This is a genomic window from Corynebacterium sp., assembly GCF_030538285.1.
Taxonomy (GTDB): domain Bacteria; phylum Actinomycetota; class Actinomycetes; order Mycobacteriales; family Mycobacteriaceae; genus Corynebacterium.
Window position 1 is genome coordinate 16952 of the sequence record NZ_JAUNUG010000027.1, and the last position, 22967, is coordinate 39918.

At 65.1% G+C, this 22967-nt stretch carries 23 protein-coding genes; 2 read left to right on the plus strand and 21 right to left on the minus strand.

Features of this window, described 5'->3' with window-relative positions:
- Positions 1–14: 14 nt before the first annotated feature.
- Positions 15–1598: an efflux RND transporter periplasmic adaptor subunit gene (locus Q4G50_RS09735; protein ID WP_303377467.1), complete on the minus strand. Its 1584-nt coding sequence runs from the start codon at positions 1596–1598 to the stop codon at positions 15–17.
- Positions 1599–2089: 491 nt separating this feature from the next.
- On the opposite strand from Q4G50_RS09735, the gene Q4G50_RS09740 reads away from it, so the two are divergent.
- Complete coding sequence (locus tag Q4G50_RS09740; RefSeq protein WP_303377468.1) at positions 2090–3478, plus strand: sugar transferase; 1389 nt, start codon at positions 2090–2092, stop codon at positions 3476–3478.
- Here the strand turns inward: Q4G50_RS09740 and Q4G50_RS09745 are convergent.
- From Q4G50_RS09745 to Q4G50_RS09755, 3 genes are all read right to left on the minus strand, one after another.
- On the minus strand, positions 3472–4194 hold the full coding sequence (locus tag Q4G50_RS09745; protein ID WP_303377469.1) for a WecB/TagA/CpsF family glycosyltransferase: 723 nt from the start codon (positions 4192–4194) through the stop codon (positions 3472–3474). The two genes, Q4G50_RS09740 and Q4G50_RS09745, sit on opposite strands and share 7 nt — an antisense overlap.
- On the minus strand, positions 4191–7586 hold the full coding sequence (locus tag Q4G50_RS09750) for a fibrinogen-like YCDxxxxGGGW domain-containing protein (RefSeq protein WP_303377470.1): 3396 nt from the start codon (positions 7584–7586) through the stop codon (positions 4191–4193). Before Q4G50_RS09750 ends, Q4G50_RS09745 begins: the two co-directional genes overlap by 4 nt.
- Positions 7587–7713: 127 nt before the next feature.
- Entirely contained in the window at positions 7714–9228 is a 1515-nt protein-coding gene (locus Q4G50_RS09755) for a polysaccharide biosynthesis C-terminal domain-containing protein (RefSeq protein WP_303377471.1), read from the minus strand.
- 75 nt (positions 9229–9303) lie between these two features.
- On the opposite strand from Q4G50_RS09755, the gene Q4G50_RS09760 reads away from it, so the two are divergent.
- On the plus strand, positions 9304–9861 hold the full coding sequence (locus Q4G50_RS09760) for a hypothetical protein (protein ID WP_303377472.1): 558 nt from the start codon (positions 9304–9306) through the stop codon (positions 9859–9861).
- On the opposite strand, the gene Q4G50_RS09765 is transcribed toward Q4G50_RS09760, so the two are convergent.
- The 17 genes from Q4G50_RS09765 to rplC form a co-directional block, all read right to left on the minus strand.
- Complete coding sequence (locus Q4G50_RS09765) at positions 9791–11110, minus strand: O-antigen ligase family protein (RefSeq protein WP_303377473.1); 1320 nt, start codon at positions 11108–11110, stop codon at positions 9791–9793. The two genes, Q4G50_RS09760 and Q4G50_RS09765, sit on opposite strands and share 71 nt — an antisense overlap.
- Entirely contained in the window at positions 11107–12378 is a 1272-nt protein-coding gene (locus Q4G50_RS09770; RefSeq protein ID WP_303377474.1) for a glycosyltransferase family 2 protein, read from the minus strand. Before Q4G50_RS09770 ends, Q4G50_RS09765 begins: the two co-directional genes overlap by 4 nt.
- A 7-nt stretch (positions 12379–12385) precedes the next feature.
- A complete protein-coding gene (locus Q4G50_RS09775; protein ID WP_303377475.1) occupies positions 12386–13573 on the minus strand; it encodes a Wzz/FepE/Etk N-terminal domain-containing protein in 1188 nt (395 codons plus the stop codon).
- A complete protein-coding gene (locus Q4G50_RS09780; RefSeq protein WP_303377476.1) occupies positions 13570–14478 on the minus strand; it encodes a glycosyltransferase in 909 nt (302 codons plus the stop codon). The genes Q4G50_RS09775 and Q4G50_RS09780 overlap by 4 nt, the downstream gene beginning before the upstream one ends.
- 14 nt (positions 14479–14492) lie before the next feature.
- Complete coding sequence (locus Q4G50_RS09785; protein WP_303377477.1) at positions 14493–15224, minus strand: CDP-alcohol phosphatidyltransferase family protein; 732 nt, start codon at positions 15222–15224, stop codon at positions 14493–14495.
- The gene (locus tag Q4G50_RS09790) at positions 15221–15694 is read right to left on the minus strand and encodes an adenylyltransferase/cytidyltransferase family protein (protein ID WP_303377478.1); all 474 of its coding nucleotides are present in this window, start codon (positions 15692–15694) and stop codon (positions 15221–15223) included. The genes Q4G50_RS09785 and Q4G50_RS09790 overlap by 4 nt, the downstream gene beginning before the upstream one ends.
- Positions 15695–16434: 740 nt before the next feature.
- Positions 16435–17952 carry an OFA family MFS transporter gene (locus Q4G50_RS09795; protein WP_303377479.1) on the minus strand — a complete coding sequence of 506 codons (1518 nt, stop codon included), beginning with the start codon at positions 17950–17952 and terminating at the stop codon, positions 16435–16437.
- A 200-nt stretch (positions 17953–18152) separates the two neighbouring features.
- Entirely contained in the window at positions 18153–18437 is a 285-nt protein-coding gene (gene rpsQ / locus Q4G50_RS09800; RefSeq protein WP_303377480.1) for a 30S ribosomal protein S17, read from the minus strand.
- A 3-nt stretch (positions 18438–18440) separates the two neighbouring features.
- Positions 18441–18671: a 50S ribosomal protein L29 gene (gene rpmC, locus Q4G50_RS09805; protein ID WP_303377481.1), complete on the minus strand. Its 231-nt coding sequence runs from the start codon at positions 18669–18671 to the stop codon at positions 18441–18443.
- Positions 18671–19087, minus strand: a complete 417-nt coding sequence (gene rplP / locus Q4G50_RS09810; protein WP_303377482.1) for a 50S ribosomal protein L16 — start codon at positions 19085–19087, stop codon at positions 18671–18673. Before rplP ends, rpmC begins: the two co-directional genes overlap by 1 nt.
- 2 nt (positions 19088–19089) lie before the next feature.
- Positions 19090–19836 carry a 30S ribosomal protein S3 gene (gene rpsC / locus Q4G50_RS09815; protein WP_303377483.1) on the minus strand — a complete coding sequence of 249 codons (747 nt, stop codon included), beginning with the start codon at positions 19834–19836 and terminating at the stop codon, positions 19090–19092.
- Positions 19836–20198, minus strand: a complete 363-nt coding sequence (rplV, locus tag Q4G50_RS09820; RefSeq protein WP_040084844.1) for a 50S ribosomal protein L22 — start codon at positions 20196–20198, stop codon at positions 19836–19838. Before rplV ends, rpsC begins: the two co-directional genes overlap by 1 nt.
- A gap of 2 nt (positions 20199–20200) precedes the next feature.
- Positions 20201–20479: a 30S ribosomal protein S19 gene (gene rpsS, locus Q4G50_RS09825; protein WP_040084843.1), complete on the minus strand. Its 279-nt coding sequence runs from the start codon at positions 20477–20479 to the stop codon at positions 20201–20203.
- Positions 20480–20494: 15 nt separating this feature from the next.
- On the minus strand, positions 20495–21331 hold the full coding sequence (rplB, locus tag Q4G50_RS09830) for a 50S ribosomal protein L2 (RefSeq protein WP_303377484.1): 837 nt from the start codon (positions 21329–21331) through the stop codon (positions 20495–20497).
- Positions 21332–21354: 23 nt separating this feature from the next.
- Positions 21355–21660, minus strand: a complete 306-nt coding sequence (gene rplW, locus Q4G50_RS09835) for a 50S ribosomal protein L23 (protein ID WP_303377485.1) — start codon at positions 21658–21660, stop codon at positions 21355–21357.
- Positions 21660–22313, minus strand: a complete 654-nt coding sequence (gene rplD, locus Q4G50_RS09840; protein WP_303377486.1) for a 50S ribosomal protein L4 — start codon at positions 22311–22313, stop codon at positions 21660–21662. Before rplD ends, rplW begins: the two co-directional genes overlap by 1 nt.
- On the minus strand, positions 22310–22966 hold the full coding sequence (gene rplC, locus Q4G50_RS09845; protein ID WP_303377487.1) for a 50S ribosomal protein L3: 657 nt from the start codon (positions 22964–22966) through the stop codon (positions 22310–22312). The genes rplD and rplC overlap by 4 nt, the downstream gene beginning before the upstream one ends.
- Between the last annotated feature and the right edge of the window lies 1 nt (position 22967).

Consider the following 22967-nt stretch of genomic DNA (forward strand, 5'->3'; position numbering starts at 1 on the left):
CTCAATCAGTGCGCTCACCCGACACGCACCTGCTGGCCGATGGCATCGCGGTAGTTGGCGGCCTGGTTGAGCACCAGCTCCCCCGCCTTCACTCCAGTGACGGTGGCCTCAAAATCGGTGAGGATGCCCACCTTCACCGGCGCTTTCACCACCTCATGGCGCTTGCCCTCCGGGCGCAGGACGAGGACGGAGTAGTCCCCGTTGTCGTCGATCAGCGCCTCCCGGGGCACCGTCAGCGACTTCGGGGCCTTCTCCGTGATGATCTGCGCCTTGGCGCTGCCCCCGATGCGCAGATCCTTGAGATCCCCGGTGACCTCGATCTCGACGGGGAACTCCGGGCGGGGTGCCTGGCCGGCGTTATCGGCGGGGGCGGCGTCAGCCACGGGGGAGACGTGGAGGACGCGGCCGCGATACTCACGGCTGCCGGTACTGGGGGTGGTGAAGGTGACCTCGTTACCGACGCCCACCTTCCCGGCCTCCAGTTCCTTGAGCTTCGTCTTGAGTACCAGCCGATCCGGATCCGCAATGGTCGCCAGCGGGCCGGTGGCGGCACTGCCTTCCTTCGCCTCCACGGCGGTGACCAGCCCGGACATCGGGGCGCGGGCCTCCCGGGCGGCGACGTCCACCTGCAGGCGGCTGACCGACTGTCCGGCCGCGGACTGCGCGGCGGCCGCGCTGCGTTGGGCCTGTTCCACGGCGGTGGCGTTGGTGGCCATCTGCTGCGCCACGCCGAGGCGGGCAACCTCCAGCGCCACCGCGGCCTCCGTCTTCGCGGCGAAAGCCTGCGCTACTGCCCGCTGCTGGGTGGCCAGTTCCTGATCGACCCGCCGTAAGGAGATCTCCAGATTCTCCTGGGCGGTGGTGAGGTTCTGGTTGGCGCCAGCGTAACGCTGATCGGCCTCCAGCTCACCGAGGACCGGGGTGATGGTGTCAGCCTCAAGATTCTGCCCGGCGTTGACGGTGACCATGCCCGCCCGGGCGGCCTCCACGGCGGCGGTGAACACGTCGCGGCGCGCGGTATCGACGGCCGCGGCCTGCGCCACCAGGTCAGCGTCCGCCCCCTGCTCGAGGTTGCCGCGCCGATCTGCGAAAGCCTGCTCCGCGTCCGTGTACTGTCCCTCCGCCTGCCGCAGGGCAGCCTCCGCGGCGGTGACCTGCGGGTTAAGCCCCCGACCGACAGATTCCTGGAGCTGCTGGCTCTGCTGTTGTGCGCTTTCAATGGCGCTGAGGTTGGCGGCGTCGGTGGTGATCTGCTGGGCGAGCTGAGCGTCGATCTCCTTCTGGATACCCGATACGTCGATCTCCGCCAGCACCTGCCCCTCCTGCACCCGGTCCCCGACACGGACATGCACGGTGTCCACCGGTCCACTGAGGTGGGTGGCCAGCGCGACGGAATGCCGAGACTCGATCGTCGCGGTGACCGGCACCTTCGATACGACGTCCTTGGGCTGCAGTTGCGTGTAGTCGGTGTCCGGTACGGTGCGTTCCGGCCCGGAGCGCAAAAGCCCCCAGGCACCGCCGAGGAGAATAAGGGAGGCGAGCACCGTCAGGGCGATGATCACCCGGCGATCAGAAAACAACGCAGAAATACTCTTCACGGCATTGACCGTAGTGCCCTATCGCAGTGAAAGCGTCAGGGCGAACCCTGATATTGGCCCCTATTTTCAACTGTGGGAAGGTGCCGTTCGCCGACACCGAGCGCGAATCACCCTTCGCACAGCCGACGTTACGGCGACACGGGCCCCTTCTCAGCCTATTCACAACCCCCTCACTACCAGAAGTCTGACATCACCCCCGAACATCCAGTGAAACAACCCCCTGAACAGGCCGTTCAGCCCCTTGGCCAGACTAAGATCCGGGCAACTAGGCAACCCCCTCCCCCTTTATGATAGCCATACTATCTACTACCCCCTTTCACATACCCCCACTTAACAACCGGGCAACTCTCAGTAAAGTCTAAGTAAGTACTGCCGCACGACAGTAGACGCACATACTCACAGGGGAGCTATTCATGACGAGCTCAAGCACTGCACCCGTTGCACCGAGAGAGGCACTCGCCGCTCGCCGCAATGGCCGTCGCCGCCGTCGGATGTCCCCCTGCAATGCACTGCACCTGGGTGACGCCCTCGCCATCGGACTGGCCTTGAGCACCACGTTCCTTTCCGTGTACCCCCACCACATCCCGGCAGAGAATCCGCTTCGCCTCGACGGTCTCTACGCGTTGGGCTTCACTCTGTTCATCGGATGGCAACTGATGTTGGCCAACGCGGGCGCCTACTCCAGCCACACGCTGCAGGGCCTGAGGATTCCCGTCAAGAAGATCCTCGTCTCCACCCTCCTGCTGTTCGGCACCATCGCCATCATCGACCAGACCCTCCTCAACGTCGTGCCTACCCAGATGTTCTCCCGGGCGCTTCCTCTGGGACTGATCCTGATTTTCCTCGCGCGACTTATCATCCGTGCGCAGTCCGCCAAGCATGTTCAGGATGGCAACCATACCCAGACGCACATTGTGCTTTGTGCTGGCGATTCATCCGACGACACTCTCGAGGACCTCCATCGCTGGCAACGCACCGGGGTCACCGTCATCGGCCACATTTCCGCGCGAGATGCGCTCGAGTCGGACACCCCCCTGATGTACATCCTCAAAGAGGTCGTCGACAGCGGTGCAGACACTCTGCTGTTGTCCCCGTTCTCGGGGCTCAGCGCAGAGCAGTCCCGTTCGCTCGGTTGGATCTTGGAGGGTGTTGGCATCGGGATGTCGTTCCTGTTGCCCATCAAGGGTGTCTCGGCCGAGAGGATGACGCTGCGGGCAGGTATCAAACCCTCGATCATTGACCTTGCCCCTGCGCGCTACAACGGCTGGTATTTCCACGTGAAGCGCCTGGTTGACATCGTCGCGGCGAGCTGCGGCATCATCCTGCTGCTACCGGCGTGGCTGATTGTGGCCGCGAGCATCAAATTGTCCGACGGTGGCCCTGTCTTCTTCTCCCAGGTCCGGGTCGGCCACAACGGGCGTCACTTCCGGATGCACAAGTTCCGCACGATGCGGACGGATGCCGAGGAGGCTCTCCAGGAGATGCGGGAACGGATGGGTATGTCCGCGGACAGCGGCAATGAGATCTTGTTCAAGCTCAAGTGCGATCCGCGGATCACCCGCGTGGGTGGTTTCCTACGCCGGTACAGCATCGACGAGCTCCCGCAGCTGTTCAATGTCTTGGCCGGTTCCATGACACTGATCGGACCGCGCCCGCCGCTGCCCCGCGAAGTGGCCAACTATGAGCCGGAGGTGTTGCGCAAGTTCCTCATCAAACCCGGCCTTACCGGCCTGTGGCAGACGATGGGTCGCTCGAACCTCTCGTGGAAGGATTCGGTCCATCTCGATCTGTACTACGCGGAGAACTGCTCACCACTGATCGATGTGCGGATCCTGCTGCGGACGGTCAAGGCCGTGCTGTCCAAGGAGGGCGCCTACTGATCCTGCCTGGTGATATCCAGGCAGGATGGTGTCGGCTGGGCACCGATTCCCCGCAGCTTCTCGACGAATCGTCGCCGCCGCAGCACCGCCGTCACCGCATCCAGCGTGTAACGACGGATGAGTCGACGGGGTTCGTGGATGATCCTCCACAACCATCCCAGCCGCAGTCGGTGCACCCAGGCCGGGAAATACTGTTCCTTCCGGGAGTACTGGTCGATCCATCCCCCGGCGGTGCAGATCACCGCGTCCGGGGCCACTTTGTGCAACTCGACGGCGACTTCGTCCTGCAGTCCGGCACCCAACCCTAGGACGATGACGTCGGGGGCGAAAGCCAGCAACTCCGCCGGATCGGCCCGCAGCCCCGCGAGTTCCCCGTAGCCGTCCCAGGCCCGGGTGTGGTGCCGTTCGATGCGGGCAGCGGCGGTGGTAGCCACGCCGGGAGCAGCACCGATGAGCGCCACCGCGCTGCCCGCCGGAAGTTCCTTGCGAAACAGGACCGGCAGAACAAGGTCCGCGGACGTCCGTCCCAGCTCCATGCCCGCGCGGCGCAGCAGCAGCTGCAGGAGAGTTCCGTCGATCCCGATACAGTCCACCCGCGAGAGCGCTGACCAGTCCGCGTGCTGGATGGACCAGTGATTCAGCCAGGTGACCACCGTGCCAGGTCGGGTGATCCGGCGGGCGAGCTCCGCCACCGGGTCAGAGGTGCGCTGTGTCATGGTGTGGTGACCTCCGCTGACAGTTCGAAAGTGATGGACGGGCTCGACCGGTAATTAAGGTGTGTTTCCACCGCGATGCGGTTGCTGCCGGCGACGAGCGCTGCCACCGGGATCTCGATGATGAGCGGGTCCGCGATCGCGGTGGCCGTGTTCACGGCTGCTTCTGCATTGGTGTGATGGGTGATCACGCCGTCCGGCATCCGGTGCCGCCCGATCTCCTCACCGTTGAGCCGGACGAGGACGCCGTCGTCGGCGCGGACTGTCAGGCGCAGCACCGCGGCGTCGTCAAGCTGTGCAGGATCGATGTCCAGGTCCTTGACGAAGTACATGGTGCGGGCGCGCTCAGCGTTCGGGATATCTAGCACCGTGGCCACACCGTGGTGGCCCCAACCGATCGGAGCGATGCCCTGCTCCCACAGGGAGACATCGGCGATGGTGTCCCATCCGAGCTCGGGTTCCTCCAGCTCATACCAGTAACTCCAGACCTCCCCCTCGGTGATCCCCGGGGCATACACCGGTTCCTCCACCACCGGCTCCGGGGCCGGGGCCGCATCCGTCACCATGAGGTTCGCATCGAAGCTCATGTTCGGGCTGGAGAGGTAGTTGACGTGGGTCTCCACCGCCACGACGTTGGTCCCCTCCACCAGCCAGGCAGATGGCACCTCGATGCGCGCACGCTCCGCCCGCGCGGCGGGCGTCGAGATCGCCTCGTGGGCACGGGTGCCCGGGTAGATCGGCCCCTCCGGCATGCGGGTGCGATGAATCTCCCGCCCGTTAAGGTAGACGACCGCCCCGTCATCCGCGACATAATCCAAGGTCGCCGTGGTGAAGGAGGTGGGGTCAGCCACCGTGAACTCGTGGGCGAACCAGGTGGTCACCGGGCGCGGGGTACCGATAGGCGGTGTCACCTGCGTCGCCAGACCGCCCGCCCCGTAGCCCACCGGCACCGGCCCCTCCGACCAGGTGGAGCGGTCCGCCCCGACGGTGTTCCACTCCGGCGCGGGCACACCCTGATCGTAGGAGTAGTGCCACACTGCTCCCTCGTCGATGAGCACCGGGGAGTTCGGGTCCACCTCACCCGGCGTGGGTGCCAGCCAGGCGCTTGTCGACGCCGAGCGGTTCCCCGCCGCATCGACGGCCCGGACGAAGAAGCGATCATGGCCGCCGCGCGGGACACTCGCAGCCGTTCCTTCCACCTGGGCGATAACGCGGTCGTCGCGAAGCACTTCATAGGCCACCGCATCGTTGACCGCAGCCCAGCGCAGATCGATATTCTCTTCACCCGAGCCGTCCGCCCACACCTGGGACGGGGTCTCCGGCGCCTCGATGTCCATCGCCGGGTAGCGCACCCAGCCGCCGTTCCACTGCGAGGTAGTCAGCGACGTGTTCGAGCGGAGGAAATCACCACCCACCCACAGAGCACCGTCAGAGGCGATGTACAGGCTCCAGGCACCGCCGTTGGCGGATTTCAGGTGGTACGGGGAGAACTCACCCAGCTGGCGGCCGGTGCGGGCATCCCACGCGCCCACCCACTGGATGCTGTCGACCCGCGTCCAGTCCCGGTTCATGGTGGGCCACTGATAGGCGCTTTCATACATGTTCTCGGTGCAGTGGCACCCCGCATAGGTGATGTCACCGTTGGAGGCGATCGCCTGGAAATCACCGCCGATGCTCTTGGTGATGGAACCGGACAACCGGTCGAAGGTCTGCGCGTCGTGGCCGAAAAGGGAGTGCTCAGAACCGCCGATGAACAGCAACTCACCGGCATCCTCGATCGCCTGCTGGTAGTTCGTGCGCTCACTCGCACTGCCCTGGAAGACCCAATCCGACACGGGGAGTGCCCCGGGCTCGGTCGACAACGCGGTGGCCTTCATCGCCATGTTGGTCGCCGAACGGGTGAAATAGCCGGCCGCGTAGAAACGATCCCCCGCGGCGGAGGTGTCGATGTCAACGACTGTGCCGTTGAACTCCGGGTTCCAATAGCGATCGGGAGTTCCGTTGAGACGCACACGGCCCGCCCCGCGGGAGTAGGAGTCTCTCACCGAATCATCCGACAGGTGGGTGAAGTTACCGCCGAGGTAGACGAAATCACCGGACAAGGACAACGACGTGACACTCACCAGGCCAGACGACAGGCGGTTGGTGCCCTGCAACGTCCAACTGGGATCGATCTCCCCGCTGTAAGCGTCAACGACCACAGTTCCGACGTGCGGCTCACCGTTGACATGGCGGAAGTCGCCGCCGACCAGGAGTCGGCCGTCGGGAAGCTCCAGGAGGGCCTTGACCTGGTTGTCAAGCTCCAGGCGGAAACCCTCGCGCAGATCTCCTGATACAGAATCGAAGGCGGCCAGCGCCGTCCGGGGCTCCACCCGACCGGTCGACTTCTGCTCAGCGTGCGTGAAGTTGCCGCCCACGAACATCGTGTCACCGATCTCCGCGAAGGCCTGCACCGGGGCATTCCCCTCCGCCACCCGCCCGTTCAGATTGCCGGTAACACCCCATGTCGTCGGAGCCGCGAAGTTGTCCACCAGCCCACGGGCCTGGGATGCCGGGGTGCCTTCCTCCGGGAGCGGAGCAAAATTCTGTTCCGAAGAGATACGGGGACGCAGATATATCTCGCTGTACGGCAGCGGTGCCGAACCCCGGGGCGACCAGAAGTAATTGTTCGGGGAAGTACTGCCTCCCAGGACCCACGAGCCGTAGCCGTAGCCGCGGTGCCAATCACGGGTCGAGGAGATGGACATATCCACGCGGTTATAGGAAGAATCCGTGCCGAAACTCGCCTCGAACTGCCCTCCCGAGCGCCACCACCCATTGTCGAAGCGGTAGCGGGCGGCGCTGTCCTCCGTGGCGTGAGCCCACGTCCACGTGGACATCTTCGCCGGGATGATGTCGACTGACTGCCACCTCGTGCCGGAGCTGTTTCGGGCCCGCACCACGCGCATGCCCTCGTCCAGCTCGTTGACCTTGGTCCCCGACAGCAGCCCGTTGACGGTATCGGTGGGCAGTTGCACGGGCTCGAAATTCTCCGGACCCCGACCACGGCCCAGCAGACGCGCCGGGTCACCCGCGCCGTCGGCGTAGGGCTGCCAGCCCTCCCGGCCCTGACCGATGAGGACCCACCCGCCACCATCCATGGTCTGATCGCAGTAGAACTGCTGCGGCGCCTCCATCTGCGGGGTGAGCAACCAGTAGGCGCCGCTCGGGAGGCGGGGAAAATCCTGCTTGAGGGCCCAGCACGAGCCCGCCGCCGTGGCGGGTGTGCTGCCGTCGCGTACGACCGGCACCGGATCCTGTGCGCGGGCAACCGGGGGAACAGCTACCGCCATCGACAGGCTGAGGATTCCCACCATGAACAGAGAAAACAGGCGTGCAATCGAGACAGAGAACACCGCGAACAATCCACCTTCAAGACATTTACCAGGGGCCTCCCAGGTCACGGCAGGCAGAGAAACCATACCTTTTTCTCAGGATTATCCACCATCTCCACTATCCACTATCTACCCCCGGGGGTTTTTCTCAGCGCCGGGAACGCAGAAGCGCCACCAACCCGTCCAGCCGGAGCGCGCGCCGCAACCACCAGCACGCCATGACGTATAGGGCACCGCAGACCACCAGCGCCAGGAGCATCGCACCGACCGTCTGCCCCCACACCATGCTGATGACCAGCGCGGGGATCGCGCCGGTGACCACCACCAACGCCAGGGGACGTGTCACCTCCCACCACGGGGCGGAAATTCCCAGAAAAACCTTGACCTCTAGGGCGGCGAGGGCTGCGTCGATAAGCATGCTGGCGGCCCACACGAAAGCCGCACCTTCAATCCCCCACACCGGGATCAACAACACATTGCCGACGACGTTGATCACCAGCACCACCACCTTGTTGATCGCCGCCCACCCACTACGCCCGCTCATGATCAGCAACGAGTGGATATTGCCCGCCAGAAATGTCACCGTGATGCCCACCGCCAGAATTGCCAGCACCGTAACCCCCTCCCGGAACCCCGGACCCAGCAGATCCAGGAACACCGGGGCGAAAACCGCCAACAGGACATAGATCGGCGATGCAATGAGCACCAGCCAGATCGTCGCGGTGACATAGAGATCACGCACCTCCTCGTCCTTCCGCTGATGGAGCAACGCTGAGAATCGCGGCGAGACCACCACTCGGAGGGCAGCGTCCACCACCAGGCCCGCCTGGATGAAGCGAGCGGCACCCCCGTAGACACCGGCTGCCTGATCACTGAGCAACCAGCCGACCAGCAACACATCAACCCAGATGATCGCCTGCTCCAGCCCGGCCGACGCCGTCCGCGGAGCCGCGAAACCGATGATCTCCCGCACCTGCGTACGCGTCGGCCACAGCCTGCCCGCCTGTCCTGCCTCCAGGCGCCCCACATGGCCGGAGACCATCACCGCCGCCACCATCATCAGCAACACCAGCGGCAGTGCCCACGCCACCGCGACCACGACCACAGAACCCGTGGCCACCGCAGCCACCGCCACCAGCGGCGGACGCAACGCCGGGATGGCGATGTTGTTGACCACGACATACTCACGCACCGAGCCGAGCGCGCGCAGAATCGCCGCCGCGATGAGCATCACCGCGCCGGCAGGAATGAACACTCCCAGTGCCCGCACGGAACCGGACACGGGGTTTCCCTCCCCCGGCCACAACAGCGGCGCCACGAACTGTAGGAGCACGGCCAACGCCACGCTGGCCACCAACGCGATGAGCACGAAGGCCATGATGGTGGACCGGATCCGGCGGGGATCATCCAACCGGACGCGGGGAAGCAGGTAGATGGCAGTCGAGTCGAGCCCTACCTTGGCAAACGCCAGGACCACCGCAAAGACACCCGTGGCCTGGAAGACGACACCGGCACCGTCCGCGCCGAGCAGACGGGTGATCACCACGGTGAGCACGAAGCCCAGAAGGGCGCTGGCGGCAGAGCCGAAAAAGCTCAGACCACCACCCCGGGCCAGCTCACGCCTGCCCTCCCGCACCGTCGATGCCGTCTCATCCCGGCTCACAGGACCGCCCTTTCCGCACCGGGCACAGTGCTAATATCTAAACTATCCATACTTACATGCCCCTGGGAGTATCCTATGATGCGGTTTCTCATCGCCGCCGTAATCACGGCGCCCCTCACCCTCCATGGGTGCTCGAATAGCTCCTCCGAGAACCCACCCAGCCCGGAATCCTCAGCGGAGGTGACTACCCCCACCACCACATCAACGGTGGCGGCCCCGGCCGCCCCCTCCCCGGAAGGCATCGACACCGGGCTGATGGAGGAGATCGTCGACGTGAGCTTGTCCACCCTGGAAGACCCGACGGCCTCCCTCGACCTCAGCGAGGTCCTCACCGCCGCTGCCCTGGAGGACATCGAGAACCAACGCCAGGAATGGGCGGTCGAAGGATGGCACCAGGAGGGTGAGGCCTCCGTCACCGTCTCGGACATTGAGCCGAGCGATAATCCATCGGTGGTCCGCGCCCAGGTGTGCGTCGATTCCTCGGAGGTACGCGTCGTGGATGGCAACGGGGTTGTCATCAATGCGGATGTCCCGGCGGAGGAACGACGTTCACTCATGGTGGTCACCTTCGTCCAGGAGGGCGAACTGTGGCGGATGGCCGAGCGCACATTCCCCGACGATCCCCGCTGCTGATGACGGTGTCCGGCCGGAGCGCCAGGGCCACTACGACCATCGACACCATGATGCCAGTCATCATGCCGTAGAAGACTGTCTCCACGAGGGTGGCCAGAATAAGTCCACCGAGCACCGACCCCACCACATCCCGGCGGCGTATCACCAGCAAAAACGCCCCGAGCAGGAACCCGGTGAACAGAGCGGCGCCAATAAAACCGTGGGAGTACAGCACGGTCCAGAACTGACCCTGCGTGCCCAGGGAAGGCAACCAGGGTTCCTCCGCCGGGCGCGGAGAGCCGTAGCCGAACAGCGGTGACTGCAACACCGCCTCAAAGGTGGAGCGGTACAACTGCGCACGGTCCACGGTGGAATCGGTGGTCTCCACACGGTTTTCCAGCGCCTGCCCCAACGGGGACACCGCCCACAAAGCGGCCCCCGCGAGACCGGCGACAGCCCCGCCCACCACCAGGAAAATACGTCCCCGGAGCAGCGCCTGGAACAGCACCCACGCGAGAACCACCCCGAGCCCGATGAACATGCCCCTGTTGAGGGTGCTCAGGGCGGGGACAGTGCTGGCCAGGATCACCAGTAGGGTGGGCCAGCGGTAGCGGGTACCCCAGCACAACCACAGGTGGAGTAACGCCAGAGGAAGCACCAGGGAGTAGATGTTCCCCCAGGTGTTCGCATAAAGGAAAGGCGCGACCGGCCGGAGGGCCTGCTCGATCCACGCCTCCGGGTTCCAATGCGCCATCCGACGCACGATCATCTCGTCGATGAGCTGATTGGAGGCCAGACCGCGCGGCATGATCCACGACATGGGCGTGCGGATCACCGCCAGCGGGAACGCCATCGCCAGGTACCCGGCCAGCGTCATCCCCGCCAGAAACCACACCATCGCCCCCGTCACCCGGTGCAGCGGAAGAGCGCGTCGGGCATTGAAGGTGTGCACCAGGAGAATCCCGGCGGAGGTGTACAGAAGGAGCCGGTACACCGAACCTACGATGCGGCCGGGGCTGTCATTCATCGCCAACGACACCCCGGCCCAGGCCAAGAACAGCACCCACAGAATGACCACCGGGGGAATGCGCAGACCTCGAGTGCCCAGCCAACTCGCGACGATCAGCAGGCCGGCGATGATCCAGATGAAGTCGCCGACACCCAGCACCCACCACAGCACGTAGGCCGAAAACGGCAACAGGACCAGGGCGCCACCCAGGTTCTCCGCCCGGCGCGGGGTCCGGGGGCGGGACGTCGGGTACGTGATCATGTCGGCCTCTCGGGTGCGCGCCGCTGGCGGAGGATTTCCCGGATAAGCAGCATCGGTCCGCGGAGGAAACCCCTGATTTCCTGGTGGCTGAGCGTCCCCGGGACATCATCTTCGTTGCCCTGCATCCGCTCGGTGCCCGGTGCGACGCGCGAGAGGATCGACGGCACCCGACGAAGGAGAACCACCAGGTCTTTCGGGCGGCGGAGCAGGGAGACGGTCAGCAGCGCAGCCATGCCGGTGCCGTTGCCGTGAATCTGTTTCTCCAGTCCGGCCATGTCCCGGCGATGGACGTGGTGGACCACGGCATCCGGGTTGTAGATGATGGCTAAGCCGGCGCGGAGGACGCGGGCGAAGGCGTCGAGATCCTCTCCGCCGTTGGTGAGGGTCCCCGCCCCCAGGCGGACGTCAAAGTCGCCGAGGGCCGCCAGCGCCGGGCGACTGAAGGCCATGGACACCCCGGCACCGACGCGGGCGGTGGCCACTGGAAACAGGGGGCCGCCCTCCCCGCGGGCCCCGAAGCGGGCGCACTGCGGGGAGGGGTCGTCGAGTGACCACACGACGGGCTCGAGTTGTTTGGGGAATCCACCGCGGGCCTCGAAGAAACGCTGCGAACGGCTCTGCAGCTCAGCAGCGAAAGCGGGGCCGGTGACCGCGCCAACCTCACCGGGCGGGGCGGAGGCGAAGACATCGAGCAGAGACGCCAGCCAACTGGGGTGTGGGAGAGCATCGTCATCAGTGAAGGCGATGATCTCCCCCGTCGCAGCCGCCACCCCTGCATTCCGCGCGCGGGACAGCCCGGGGTGGGGTTCGTCCACGATGCGTAGGCGCGGATCACGGTGATCGTCGAGAAGCTGGCGGGTGGCGCCAGAGGCGGGGTCGTTGTCGACGATGATGATTTCCACGCGACGGTGGGTCTGGGCCAGCAGCGCAGCAACGGTCACGCGGAGAAGTGGGTTTCTGCCTAGGGTGCAGACAACCACCGTGGCGGCGAGGTCGCGGCCCGCCCCGTCCTGCCATCCACGCAGCGGCGCCGGGTCAGGGTGGGCGGCGCTGCCACGTTCGGCTGCCTCCCCCGCCCCGTCGAGGGTGACCAGGGCGCAGGTGCGACGCCCGTCCCGGACCAGGACCTGTGCCCGCGGATCGGTGTCCGCGCCGGAGATGACGGTGACCTCGGCGGTGGCCCGGTCCACGACGGCGACCAGGCTGCGCCGGGGGTCCGGGTCAGTCACCGCTGGTTGCTCGTGCAGAATGGCCCGCGCGCTGCCCATGGTGGTGCTACCTCCCTGCCGTTGTCATGGCCGCGCGTTCCTCGGCGACAAGCGCGCCGATGAGTTGCGTTCCCATGGAAGCGATATCCTCGCGCAGGTCATCCAGGTCCGCTTTCGTCCACGTCGGCGGGATGATGACCACGGCGTGGCGGCCGACAACCAGGTCCGCCAGCACCTCCGCGCGGTCTCTGCCCAAGTTCACCCGGACGGTGCGCCCGGTAGCGGCGATCGCGCCAGCAGCCGCCAGAGCGTCGGCATTGCCTTCGTCGGTGAGCACCATGAGCGGCTGCTCCGAGCCGCGCTGATGGTGGGCCAGGGTGGCGGCGACGGCCCAGCGTTCCGGTTCGCCATAAGGAGCCTGGGGACGCAGCAACCGGACACCGAGGATGTCCCGGATGTCCTCGGGATTCCGCGCCACCCGATCAAAGGTGTGGCGCAGTACGGCCAGGACCAGTCCCAGGACGAGTCCGGCGAGGATGCCAAGGGCGATGACCCTCCACACCACCGGGGATTGTTCCTGAGGGGTGCTGGCGGCGGGCGAGATAACCTGCCCTGCCTCGGTAGCAGGGTCTTCGAGCGCAGCCAGCCGCTGCTGCAGCGCCATGATGCCGGATTCTATCGATTCGGTGCGCACCTGAGTGGCGGGGCCGAACAAGCCGCTGGTGCGGAGTTCCTCGAGCTCTTCCTCGTAGTCCGTGAGTCGGTCGGCGATGTTCTCCCGCATGCCACGGACCCGTTCCGCCACCATCGTGGAGCGGACAGTGAGGTAGGAGCTGGCAAGTGCGTCGGCTCCCTCAATGGCGCGTGCCCGGTCAGTGTCGGTGTAAGACAATGCGAGAACGGTGCTGGTGGGATCGCCCGCGACGCTCAACCCGGAGCTCAGTTCACCGGCGGTCCAGCCGTCGCCGAGGGTGGTGGCCGCGTCCGCGGTGGTGAGGGCGGAGGCCGCGAGCTGACGCTCGGTGGGGATGTCCAGCACGCTGGACAGGGAACGACCCTCGGGGATGGGCTCGGCGCCCAGCGCGGTGATGCTCACCCGGGCAGTGGCGGTATAGGTCGTAGGCGCAAGCAACAGGTAGGCGAGGCTGCAGACGATACCGATCACCGTGCCGAGGACAATCCATTTCTTGCGCTGCCGGACAATCCTGGACACGACGGCGACGTCGAGCGAGCTCTCGGGGTTGTCCGCATTCATGAATTGGGATCCTTCCGTTGTGTCGTTCGGGTGGTGCGCGCCCACCGCAGCCTCTCGCGGAGTCGGCGGCGCAGGAGTAGCTGTTGCCTGCGGGGAAGCGCCTCAATGACCGGCGTGACGGTGTCCGCGAAGTGGCGCAGCGCGGTCTCCTTCTCTGCCAGTCCCAGCTGGGCGATGGCCACGATTCTGCGCAGCCTTTGGCCGGTGAGCTTCTCGCTGAGGTCGGCGAACGCCTCCGCCTGCCGGGGGTTGGTCCATGACCGCTGGTGCCAGCCCGCGGTGGCGGTGACCTGCTGGGGATGCGCGCGGCAGACGAGGCTGTTGTAAGGCAGACGGCGGAGACGGGCGTCGTGTGTGGCCATGCGGATCCACAGGTCGTAGTCCTCGGCCGGGACGTCGCGGAACCCGCCGGCTACCTCGATGGCGTCCCGCCGCGCAATCATGGAGGGATGCGTCACCGGGTTTGTCAACAGCAGGTGCACCGGGAAAGCCTCCGGCCCGATCCCCAGGGGGAGTTCCGGCCGGAGTTTCGGTCCGTTCATGCGGGTGACCTGGGTGAAGACGGCATCGATTCCGCGATCGAGGGCCGGCAGGCTGACCCGGAACCTCCAGGGCAGGCTGATGTCGTCGGCGTCCATCCGGGCGATGAGCTCGGAATCCACCTCGGGCAGCATCGAAGTGAGCGCATTCGCCAGGCTGCCGGACGGCGGTCGGGACACCACCGTCAATCGCTTATCGACGACGCCGCGCCGGGTCCCCGCCTCCCGGGCCTTGTCAGCGGTGGCATCGGTGGATCCGTCGTCGAGGACGTAGAGCTGCGCGTCCTGCGGCATCCCGCGCAGGGTGGAGGCGACCGCGGTAGCGATGGTCCCCTCGGCGTTGAGCGCCGGAAGCAGCACTGTCATGTGTGGCATGGTGTTTATCCCTGTGCCTTATCGAGGGCGGTGAGATCACGGTAGCGACGTCGCAGGGACACCGCCGAGTGGGCGAGCGCCACGGCCGCCAGAACCGTGTAGACCACTGCGAATACGGGCGCGATCCCCCACAGGATGTAGGACCAGCACAGGGTGCCGGGGTCGGTGGGCAGGAGGATCCACGAACGCCGATCCCCTCCCCGGCTCTGCTTGCGCCCGGCGGTGCGGACGAAGGACTCCGCCAGGATCTGGCTCAGGAACTGCCCACTCGTGATCAGCGAGTAGGCCACGGCGACCACCGCCAGCCACCACAGCTCCGGACGGTGGATCATCACCGCCACCGCGGTGGCGACGTGGATCGCCGGAGAGCGGAAAGCGTCCACGACATGGTCGATCCACTCCCCCGTCTTCGAGGACCTCCCCGACAGCCGCGCCAGCTGGCCGTCGGCGGAATCGAAGAGGTAGCCCGCCGCCAGGAGGAAAGCCACCGGCACCCCCAACCACACCGACGGCGGGACAACGAGAAGCAGGATCATGCCAGCGACGGATAGAGCAGCGGACATGGCGGTGACCATGTTCGGGGTCCACCCAAAGGCATAGCCGACGGCCGCGACCACCCGGGCGCCCCGCCGGTTCACCCAGCGGGTGTACGCCGGCACTCCCTGTCCGGTTTTTTGTGCGGAGTCGAGTGAAGCGCGTGCCCACCGGTAGCGCGCACCCCACGTATCCCCGCTCATGCCGGGGTGTCCTGGGGCGCATCCTCCGACAGGCCCTTGAGCAGGAATGTGCGCAGGATGCTCGAGGAGGTCGTCGGCGTATAAGGCAGGTACGTCACCCGGGCGCCGACCTCAGCCAGCTCCTTTTCCAGCCGCTCGCCCTTGGGGGTGTCTTTCCAGTCATCTCCCTTAAAGAGCACGTCGAAGTGTCGCCGCTGCCATGCCAACCGTTTATCCTGGTCCACATCGGGGACCACCTCATCGACGAAACGCAGCGCCTCCACCAACATCATCCGCTCGGGGTGGGGAATGACCGGTAGACGTCCCTTCATACGTTCCAGGGATTCATCCGTTGCCACTCCGACCACGAGCAGGTCGCAACGCTCTCGCGCGGCAGTAAGAAGGTTAATGTGTCCCACGTGCAGCATGTCAAAGCCCCCGGGAACGTATCCGACAATAGGGCGATTCTCAGGATCTGACGTGTTCGACAAAACTCATCCTTATATTCATCGGCAGACCAACTACCGCCCTTGACGCGCATACACAATGGTCAACGGGCACTTGGCGACGCACCACGACGAGCGAGCGGTCGGCTTTCCTGAAAATAGTACTGGATGCTATCCCCAAAACGGAAACCGGCACAATCCACGTGAGCTCAAGAGATCGTTGCAACACCTTCTCGATTGAGAGGTTGCTCGATGACTACACTTTGACGGCTGATGCCCAATCCCGTTTGCGTGAGCTACTTGGCACAGGCTGCACCGTGGCTGCGACGGGCGCGGGCGTTGTCGACAACCGCCGCCTGTGCATGTAGGTCGACATCCTTGCCGTGCCCCACGGCGCTGCGCGCCCATCGACGAACGCCTGCTCCGCCTCCCCTCACGGCGATTCGGCGTGCCGCAGGACGGCCTGGGCGGAGGTAATCTGCTCGGAGAGCTGGGTGTCGATCTCCGCGAGCACCTACCCCTCATGTACCCGCTCCCGCACGCGGACGTGCACGGTCTCGCGTCGACAGGGCCACCGTGTGGCGCGCATCGACAGTGGCCGTCACCGGGATCCGGGACTCCACGTCCTTGGGTCGCGGCGTCGTGTAGCCGACAGCAGTTCCCACGCTGCGCCACCGGCGATGGTGAAAACGGTGGCGACCGGGGAAAGAAGGAACTTCTAACAGCAACGACCTCAGCGACTTATCGCCATGAAAGGCACAGGGCATGTCCCCCTGATTTTCGACTTACATGAACAGTCCGGCAGCCTTCACGGCCGTCTGGAAGAGACCGAAGGCGAGGCTGGCGCCGATGAACAACGCGAGGACCATGGAGACCGTGGAGTGGACGGCACCGGCGTTGCCACCGGTGCGGCCGGCCTCCTTCGCTTCCTTCTCTGCCTCGAGTACGGCCTGTCGATCCGCCTCAAGTTTCGCCTCGACGACCTTCGGGTCCACGAAGTGCTTCTCCGCGACAGGTCGGATGAGGAAGTTGGCGATAAAGCCGACCGCGAGAACACCGGCCATGATGTAGAGGCTGAGTTGGTAGAGGTCCTGACCCGCCAGGCCGCGGGCGGCCTGGTTCTCGACGACCATGTTGACGATCAGCGGGCCCGCGATGCCGGCGGCCGACCAGGCGGTGAGCAGGCGTCCGTGGATGGCACCGACCTGGTACACGCCGAACATGTCGCGCAGGTAGGCCGGGATCGTCGCGAAGCCGCCACCGTAGAAGGACAGGATGATCAGTGCCGCGATGACAAAGATAGCCATGGAGGAGGCACCCAGAGTGGCGATGAGCAGGTACATGAGCAGACCAACACCGAGGTAGACCATGTAGATGTTGCGGCGGCCGATGAAGTCGGACACCGAGGACCACACGAAGCGGCCACCCATGTTCGTCAGGGACAGCAGTCCGACGAAGCCGGCTGCAGCACCGGCGGCGATGTGTGGGAAGTAGTCACCGATCATCGGGGCGGCGTTCTCCAGGATGCCGATTCCGGCGGTGACGTTGGTAAACAGCACGACCCATAGGAGCCAGAACTGCGGGGTACGGATAGCCGTGTTGGCGGCGACGCTGCCCTTCGTCTGCATCGGCTTGTCTTGGGCCGTGGACTTGTCGTACCCCTTCGGGCGCCAGTCCGGGTGCGGGAGGCGGATGGCGTACGCGCCCAGCGCGATGACGATGAGGTAGAGGACTGCCAGGGTGAGGAAGGTCTGCGGCAGACCGGCCGCCAGCTGAGAGGTCTCGGATCCTCCGCCGAAGAAGGACATGAGCGAGTTTGAGGCGGGGCTGGCGATGAGCGCGCCACCACCGAAGCCCATGATGGCCAGACCGGTGGCCAGACCCGGGCGATCCGGGAACCACTTCATCAGCGTGGACACCGGTGAAATGTAACCGATGCCTAGGCCGATGCCGCCGATGAAGCCGTAACCGACATAGACCAACCACAACTGGCCGGTGTAAATGCCCAGCGTGGCGACGAAGAAGCCCACCACCCAGAAGGCACCGGAGACCGCCATGGACACGCGCGGGCCGACGCGCTCGACCCAGGTACCGGCGATGGCGGAGGACAGTCCGAGCATGCCGATCGCCAGCGAGAAGATCCAGCCGACGGCGACTTCACGGACCTGGAAGAAGTCCATGAGGGGAAGTTTGAAGACACTGAATGCGTAAACCTGGCCGATCGACAGGTGGATCGCCAGGGCCGCCGGCGGGATGAGCCAGCGGTTGAATTCCTGGGGAGCGATGATCGCGCTCCGGGACATGATTGACATGGAAAACCTCATAGCATTGCGGGACGTGATGGTCAGAAGACGGAGGTGGAGAACCCCGACCTCATGCGGTTCACGCAATATTACAAGCAGTTACTCAGTGTGGGAGGAGGAATGACCTCACATTCGCCCGGAACGCCAAAAGCCCCGCACGAAAGTGCGGGGCTGTGGCCGTCACGGCGTCGAAAAGCGACTTACTTGGCCTTCTCGACGATCTCGATGAGACGGAAGTGCTTGTCCTTGGACAGCGGGCGGGTCTCCTGGATGCGGACGCGGTCGCCGATACCGGCGATCTCGTCCTCATCGTGCGCCTTCACCTTGGAGTTGGTGCGCAGGATCTTGCCGTAGAGGGCGTGCTGCTTGCGATCCTCGAGCTCGACGACGATGGTCTTCTGCATCTTGTCAGAAACCACGTAGCCGGTGCGGATCTTGCGAGCGCCCTTCTCCTTCTGGTTCTCGTTCACGTTTGCCTCACTCATGTTTTAAGCCTCAGCTCCCGGAACGACGGACAGGCCCAGCTCACGCTCGCGGATAACGGTGTAGATGCGGGCGATGTCTCGCTTGACCGTGCGAAGGCGGCGGTTGTTGGTCAGCTGACCGGTGGCCAGCTGGAAGCGCAGGTTGAACAGCTCTTCCTTGGCCTCGTTGAGGCGGGTCTGAAGCTCAGCGGCGTCAAGCTCGCGGAACTCGAAAGCAGGGGTACCGGAGCTCATTAGAACTGGTCCTCCTTCTTGATGATACGGACCTTGCAGGGCAGCTTCTGGCCGGCGCGGCGCAGAGCCTCGAGGGCGGTTGCCTCATCCGGGTAGGACATCTCGAAGAGGATGCGGCCCGGCTTGACGTTGGCGACCCACTTCTCGACGGCGCCCTTACCGGAACCCATACGCACACCAAGTGCCTTCTGGGTCAGCGGACGATCCGGGAAGATGTTGATCCACACCTTGCCACCACGCTTGACGTGGCGGTTGATGGCGATACGTGCGGACTCGATCTGACGGTTGGTGACGTAAGCCGGCTCGAGAGCCTGGATGCCGTAGTCACCGAAGGTAATCTTGTTGCCGCCCTTGGACACGCCCGAACGGTGCGGACGGTGCTGGCGACGGTACTTCACGCGCTTGGGGATAAGCATTCTTAGCCCTCCTGCTTCTGCTCGGCGCGCTGACGACGCTGGCCGCCACGACGCGGGCGTGCGTTGCGGTCACCGCGGCCACGGCGCTCGGCCGGGGCGTTGATCTCGGACTCGCGACGACCGCCGACGACGTCACCCTTGTAGATCCACACCTTGACGCCGATGCGTCCGAAGGTGGTGTGGGCCTCTGCGGTGCCGTAGTCGATCTCGGCGCGCAGGGTGTGCAGCGGAACGCGACCCTCGTGGTAGCGCTCGGCGCGGCCCATCTCGGCACCGCCGAGACGACCGGAGCACACGACCTTGATGCCCTTGACCTGCGGCTGGCGCATGGCGGACTGGATGGCCTTACGCATGGCGCGACGGAACGCGACACGGTTGACCAGCTGCTCAGCGACGGACTGGGCGACCAGTGCGGCGTTGGCGTCGATGTTCTTGACCTCGAGGATGTTGAGGGCGACCATCTTGCCGGTGAGCTTCTCCAGCTCACGGCGGATGCGGTCGGCCTCAGCACCGCGACGACCGATCACGATGCCCGGGCGGGCGGTGTGAATGTCGACGCGGACGCGGTCACGGGTGCGCTCGATGACGACATCAGCGATACCGGCGCGCTCCAGTCCCTTGGACAGGAACTCGCGGATCTTAATGTCCTCGGCGACGTAATCAGCGTAGTTCTGCTCGGCGAACCAGTGGGACTTCCAGTCGGAAGTAATGCCCAGCCGGAGGCCGTGAGGATGAATCTTCTGGCCCACTACTTGGCCCCTTCCTTCTGGCTCTCAACCACAACGGTGATGTGGCTGGTGCGCTTGCGGATCTGGAAAGCACGGCCCTGAGCGCGCGGCTGGAAACGACGCATGGTCGGACCCTCGTTGGCGTAAGCCTCGGAGATGACCAGGGTGCGCGGGTCCAGGCCGAAGTTGTTCTCGGCGTTGGCAGCTGCGGAGGCGACAACCTTGGCGATGGCCTTGGCTGCATCCTGCGGAGCGTACTTCAGGATCGCGAGTGCCTCGGAGACGGACTTGCCGCGGACCAGGTCCAGAATGCGGCCAGCCTTCATCGAGGAGGTGCGGACGTACTTGGCCGTCGCGCGTGCGGAGGTGATCGTGTCACTCATCGCTATCGACGTCCCTTCTTGTCGTCCTTGACGTGACCCTTGAAGGTCTTGGTGGGTGCGAACTCGCCCAGCTTGTGACCGACCATGGAGTCGTCCACGAACACCGGCACGTGCTTACGACCGTCGTGGACGGCGAAAGTGTGGCCGATGAAGTCCGGGAGAATGGTGGAGCGGCGGGACCAGGTCTTGATGACCTGCTTGGTGCCGGCCTCGTTCTGAGCATCCACCTTGTTGAGGAGGTGCTCATCGACGAACGGGCCCTTCTTAAGGCTGCGTGGCATATCGTTTACCTCCTCTTAGCGCTTCTTGTTGGACCGGCGACGACGCACGATCATGTTGTTGGAGTAGCGGTTCGGGTTGCGGGTGCGGCCTTCCTTCTGGCCCCACGGCGACACCGGGTGGCGACCACCCGAGGTCTTGCCCTCGCCACCACCGTGCGGGTGGTCGACCGGGTTCATGACGACACCACGGACGGTCGGGCGAACGCCCTTCCAGCGCATACGGCCGGCCTTACCCCAGCGGATGTTGATCTGCTCAGCGTTGCCGACCTCGCCGATGGTGGCGCGGCAGCGGATGTCAACGCGGCGGATCTCGGAGGACGGCATACGCAGAACCGCGTAGGTGCCCTCCTTACCCAGCAGCTGGATGGACGCACCAGCGGAACGTGCGAGCTTGGCGCCGGCGCCCGGCTTCAGCTCAACGTTGTGGATGGTGGTACCGGTCGGGATGTTGCGCAGCGGCAGGTTGTTGCCCACCTTGATGTCGGCGTTGGCGCCGGACTCAACGATGGTGCCCTGCTTCAGGCCCTTCGGGGCGAGGATGTAGCGCTTCTCGCCGTCGAAGTAGTGGAGCAGCGCGATGTTGGCGGTGCGGTTCGGGTCGTACTCGATGTGAGCGACCTTGGCCAGCACGCCGTCCTTGTCATTGCGACGGAAGTCGATGACGCGGTAGCGACGCTTGTGTCCGCCACCCTTGTGACGGGTGGTGATGTGGCCGTGCACGTTGCGGCCACCGGTCTTGTGGATCGGGCGCAGCAGAGACTTCTCCGGGGTCGAACGAGTGATCTCGTCGAACATGGAGACGGAGCTCTGGCGGCGACCCGGGGTTGTCGGCTTGTACTTACGAATAGCCATAATGTGTCCTTTTCTCTCGACCCTTAGGAGGCGGAGCCGCCGAAGATGTCGATGGAGTCGCTGCCCTCACGGAGCGTGACGTAGGCGCGCTTGGTGGCCTTGCGCTGACCGTAACCGGTGCGGGTGCGCTTGCGCTTGCCCTCACGGTTGGCGGTGTTCACGGAATCGACCTTGACGCCGAAGATCTCCTCGACGGCGATCTTGATCTGGGTCTTGTTGGAGGCCGGGTCGACGAGGAACGTGTAGACGTTCTGCTCCATCAGACCGTAGGACTTCTCAGAGACGACCGGGGCGATGATGATGTCGCGCGGGTTGGCGATCTTGGCCATTAGTTCTCCTCCTGGTCCGCAACGTTGTTGCGGTTGATGAAGGCGTGCAGGGCCTCAACGGAGAACACGACATCGTCCGACTTGAGGACGTCGTAGGTGTTCAGCTGGCTGGAGTCCAGGATGTGGACGCCGGGCAGGTTGTTGGCGCTGCGGCGGGCGTTGAGGTCCTCGCGGCCGACGACCAGCAGAACCGACTTGCGGTCGGTCAGGCGCTCGATGAAGGTGCGTGCCGACTTGGTCGACGGGGTCTGACCCGGAACGAGCTCGGTGATCACGTGGATACGTGCGTTACGTGCGCGGTCGGTCAGGGCGCCTGCGAGTGCGGCGGCCTTCATCTTCTTGGGGGTGCGCTGGCTGTAGTCGCGCGGCTTCGGGCCGTGCGCGATGCCACCACCGGAGTAGTGCGGCGCGCGGATGGAGCCCTGGCGTGCGCGGCCGGTGCCCTTCTGGCGGTACGGCTTGCGGCCACCACCACGGACCTCGGAACGGGTCTTGGTGGAGTGGGTGCCCTGGCGGGCGGCGGCGAGCTGGGCGTTGACGACCTGGTGCATCAGAGCGATGGACACCTCACGGTCGAAGATGTCGGCCGGCAGCTCAACCTGGCCGTCGGTCTTACCTTCAGCGGTGTGGACGTCGAGCTTCAGATTGGTCATGCGTGAGCACCGCCCTTCACTGCGGTCTTAACGGTCACGATGCCGCCACGGTTGCCCGGGATTGCGCCCTTGATGAGCAGCAGGTTGGCATCGGCGTCAATCTTCTGAACCTTGAGGTTCTGGGTGGTGACGCGGTCAGTACCCATGCGGCCGGCCATGCGCTTGCCCTTGAAGATGCGGCCCGGGGTAGCGGCAGCGCCGATACCACCGGGGCGGCGGTGAGCAGCCTGGTTACCGTGGCCGGCGCCCTGGCCTGCGAAGCCGTGGCGCTTCATGCCACCGGCGAAGCCCTTACCCTTGGAGGTGCCGGTGACGTCGACGAACTTCACGCCGTCGAAGATCTCGACGGTGATGTCCTGGCCCAGCTCGTAGCCGGAGACGTCATCCATGCGGATCTCGGTCACGTGGCGACGCGGGGTAACGCCGGCCTTCTTGAAGTGACCTGCGGCAGGCTTGTTGGCCTTGCGCGGGTCGATGTCGCCGTAGGCGATCTGGATGGCGTTGTAGCCATCGGTTTCCTTGGTGCGAATCTGGGTCACAACGCACGGCCCAGCCTCGACGACGGTGACCGGAATAACTCGGTTCTCCTCGTCGAAGATCTGGGTCATGCCGAGCTTGGTGCCCAGAATGCCCTTGATCTCGTTTTCACTCATT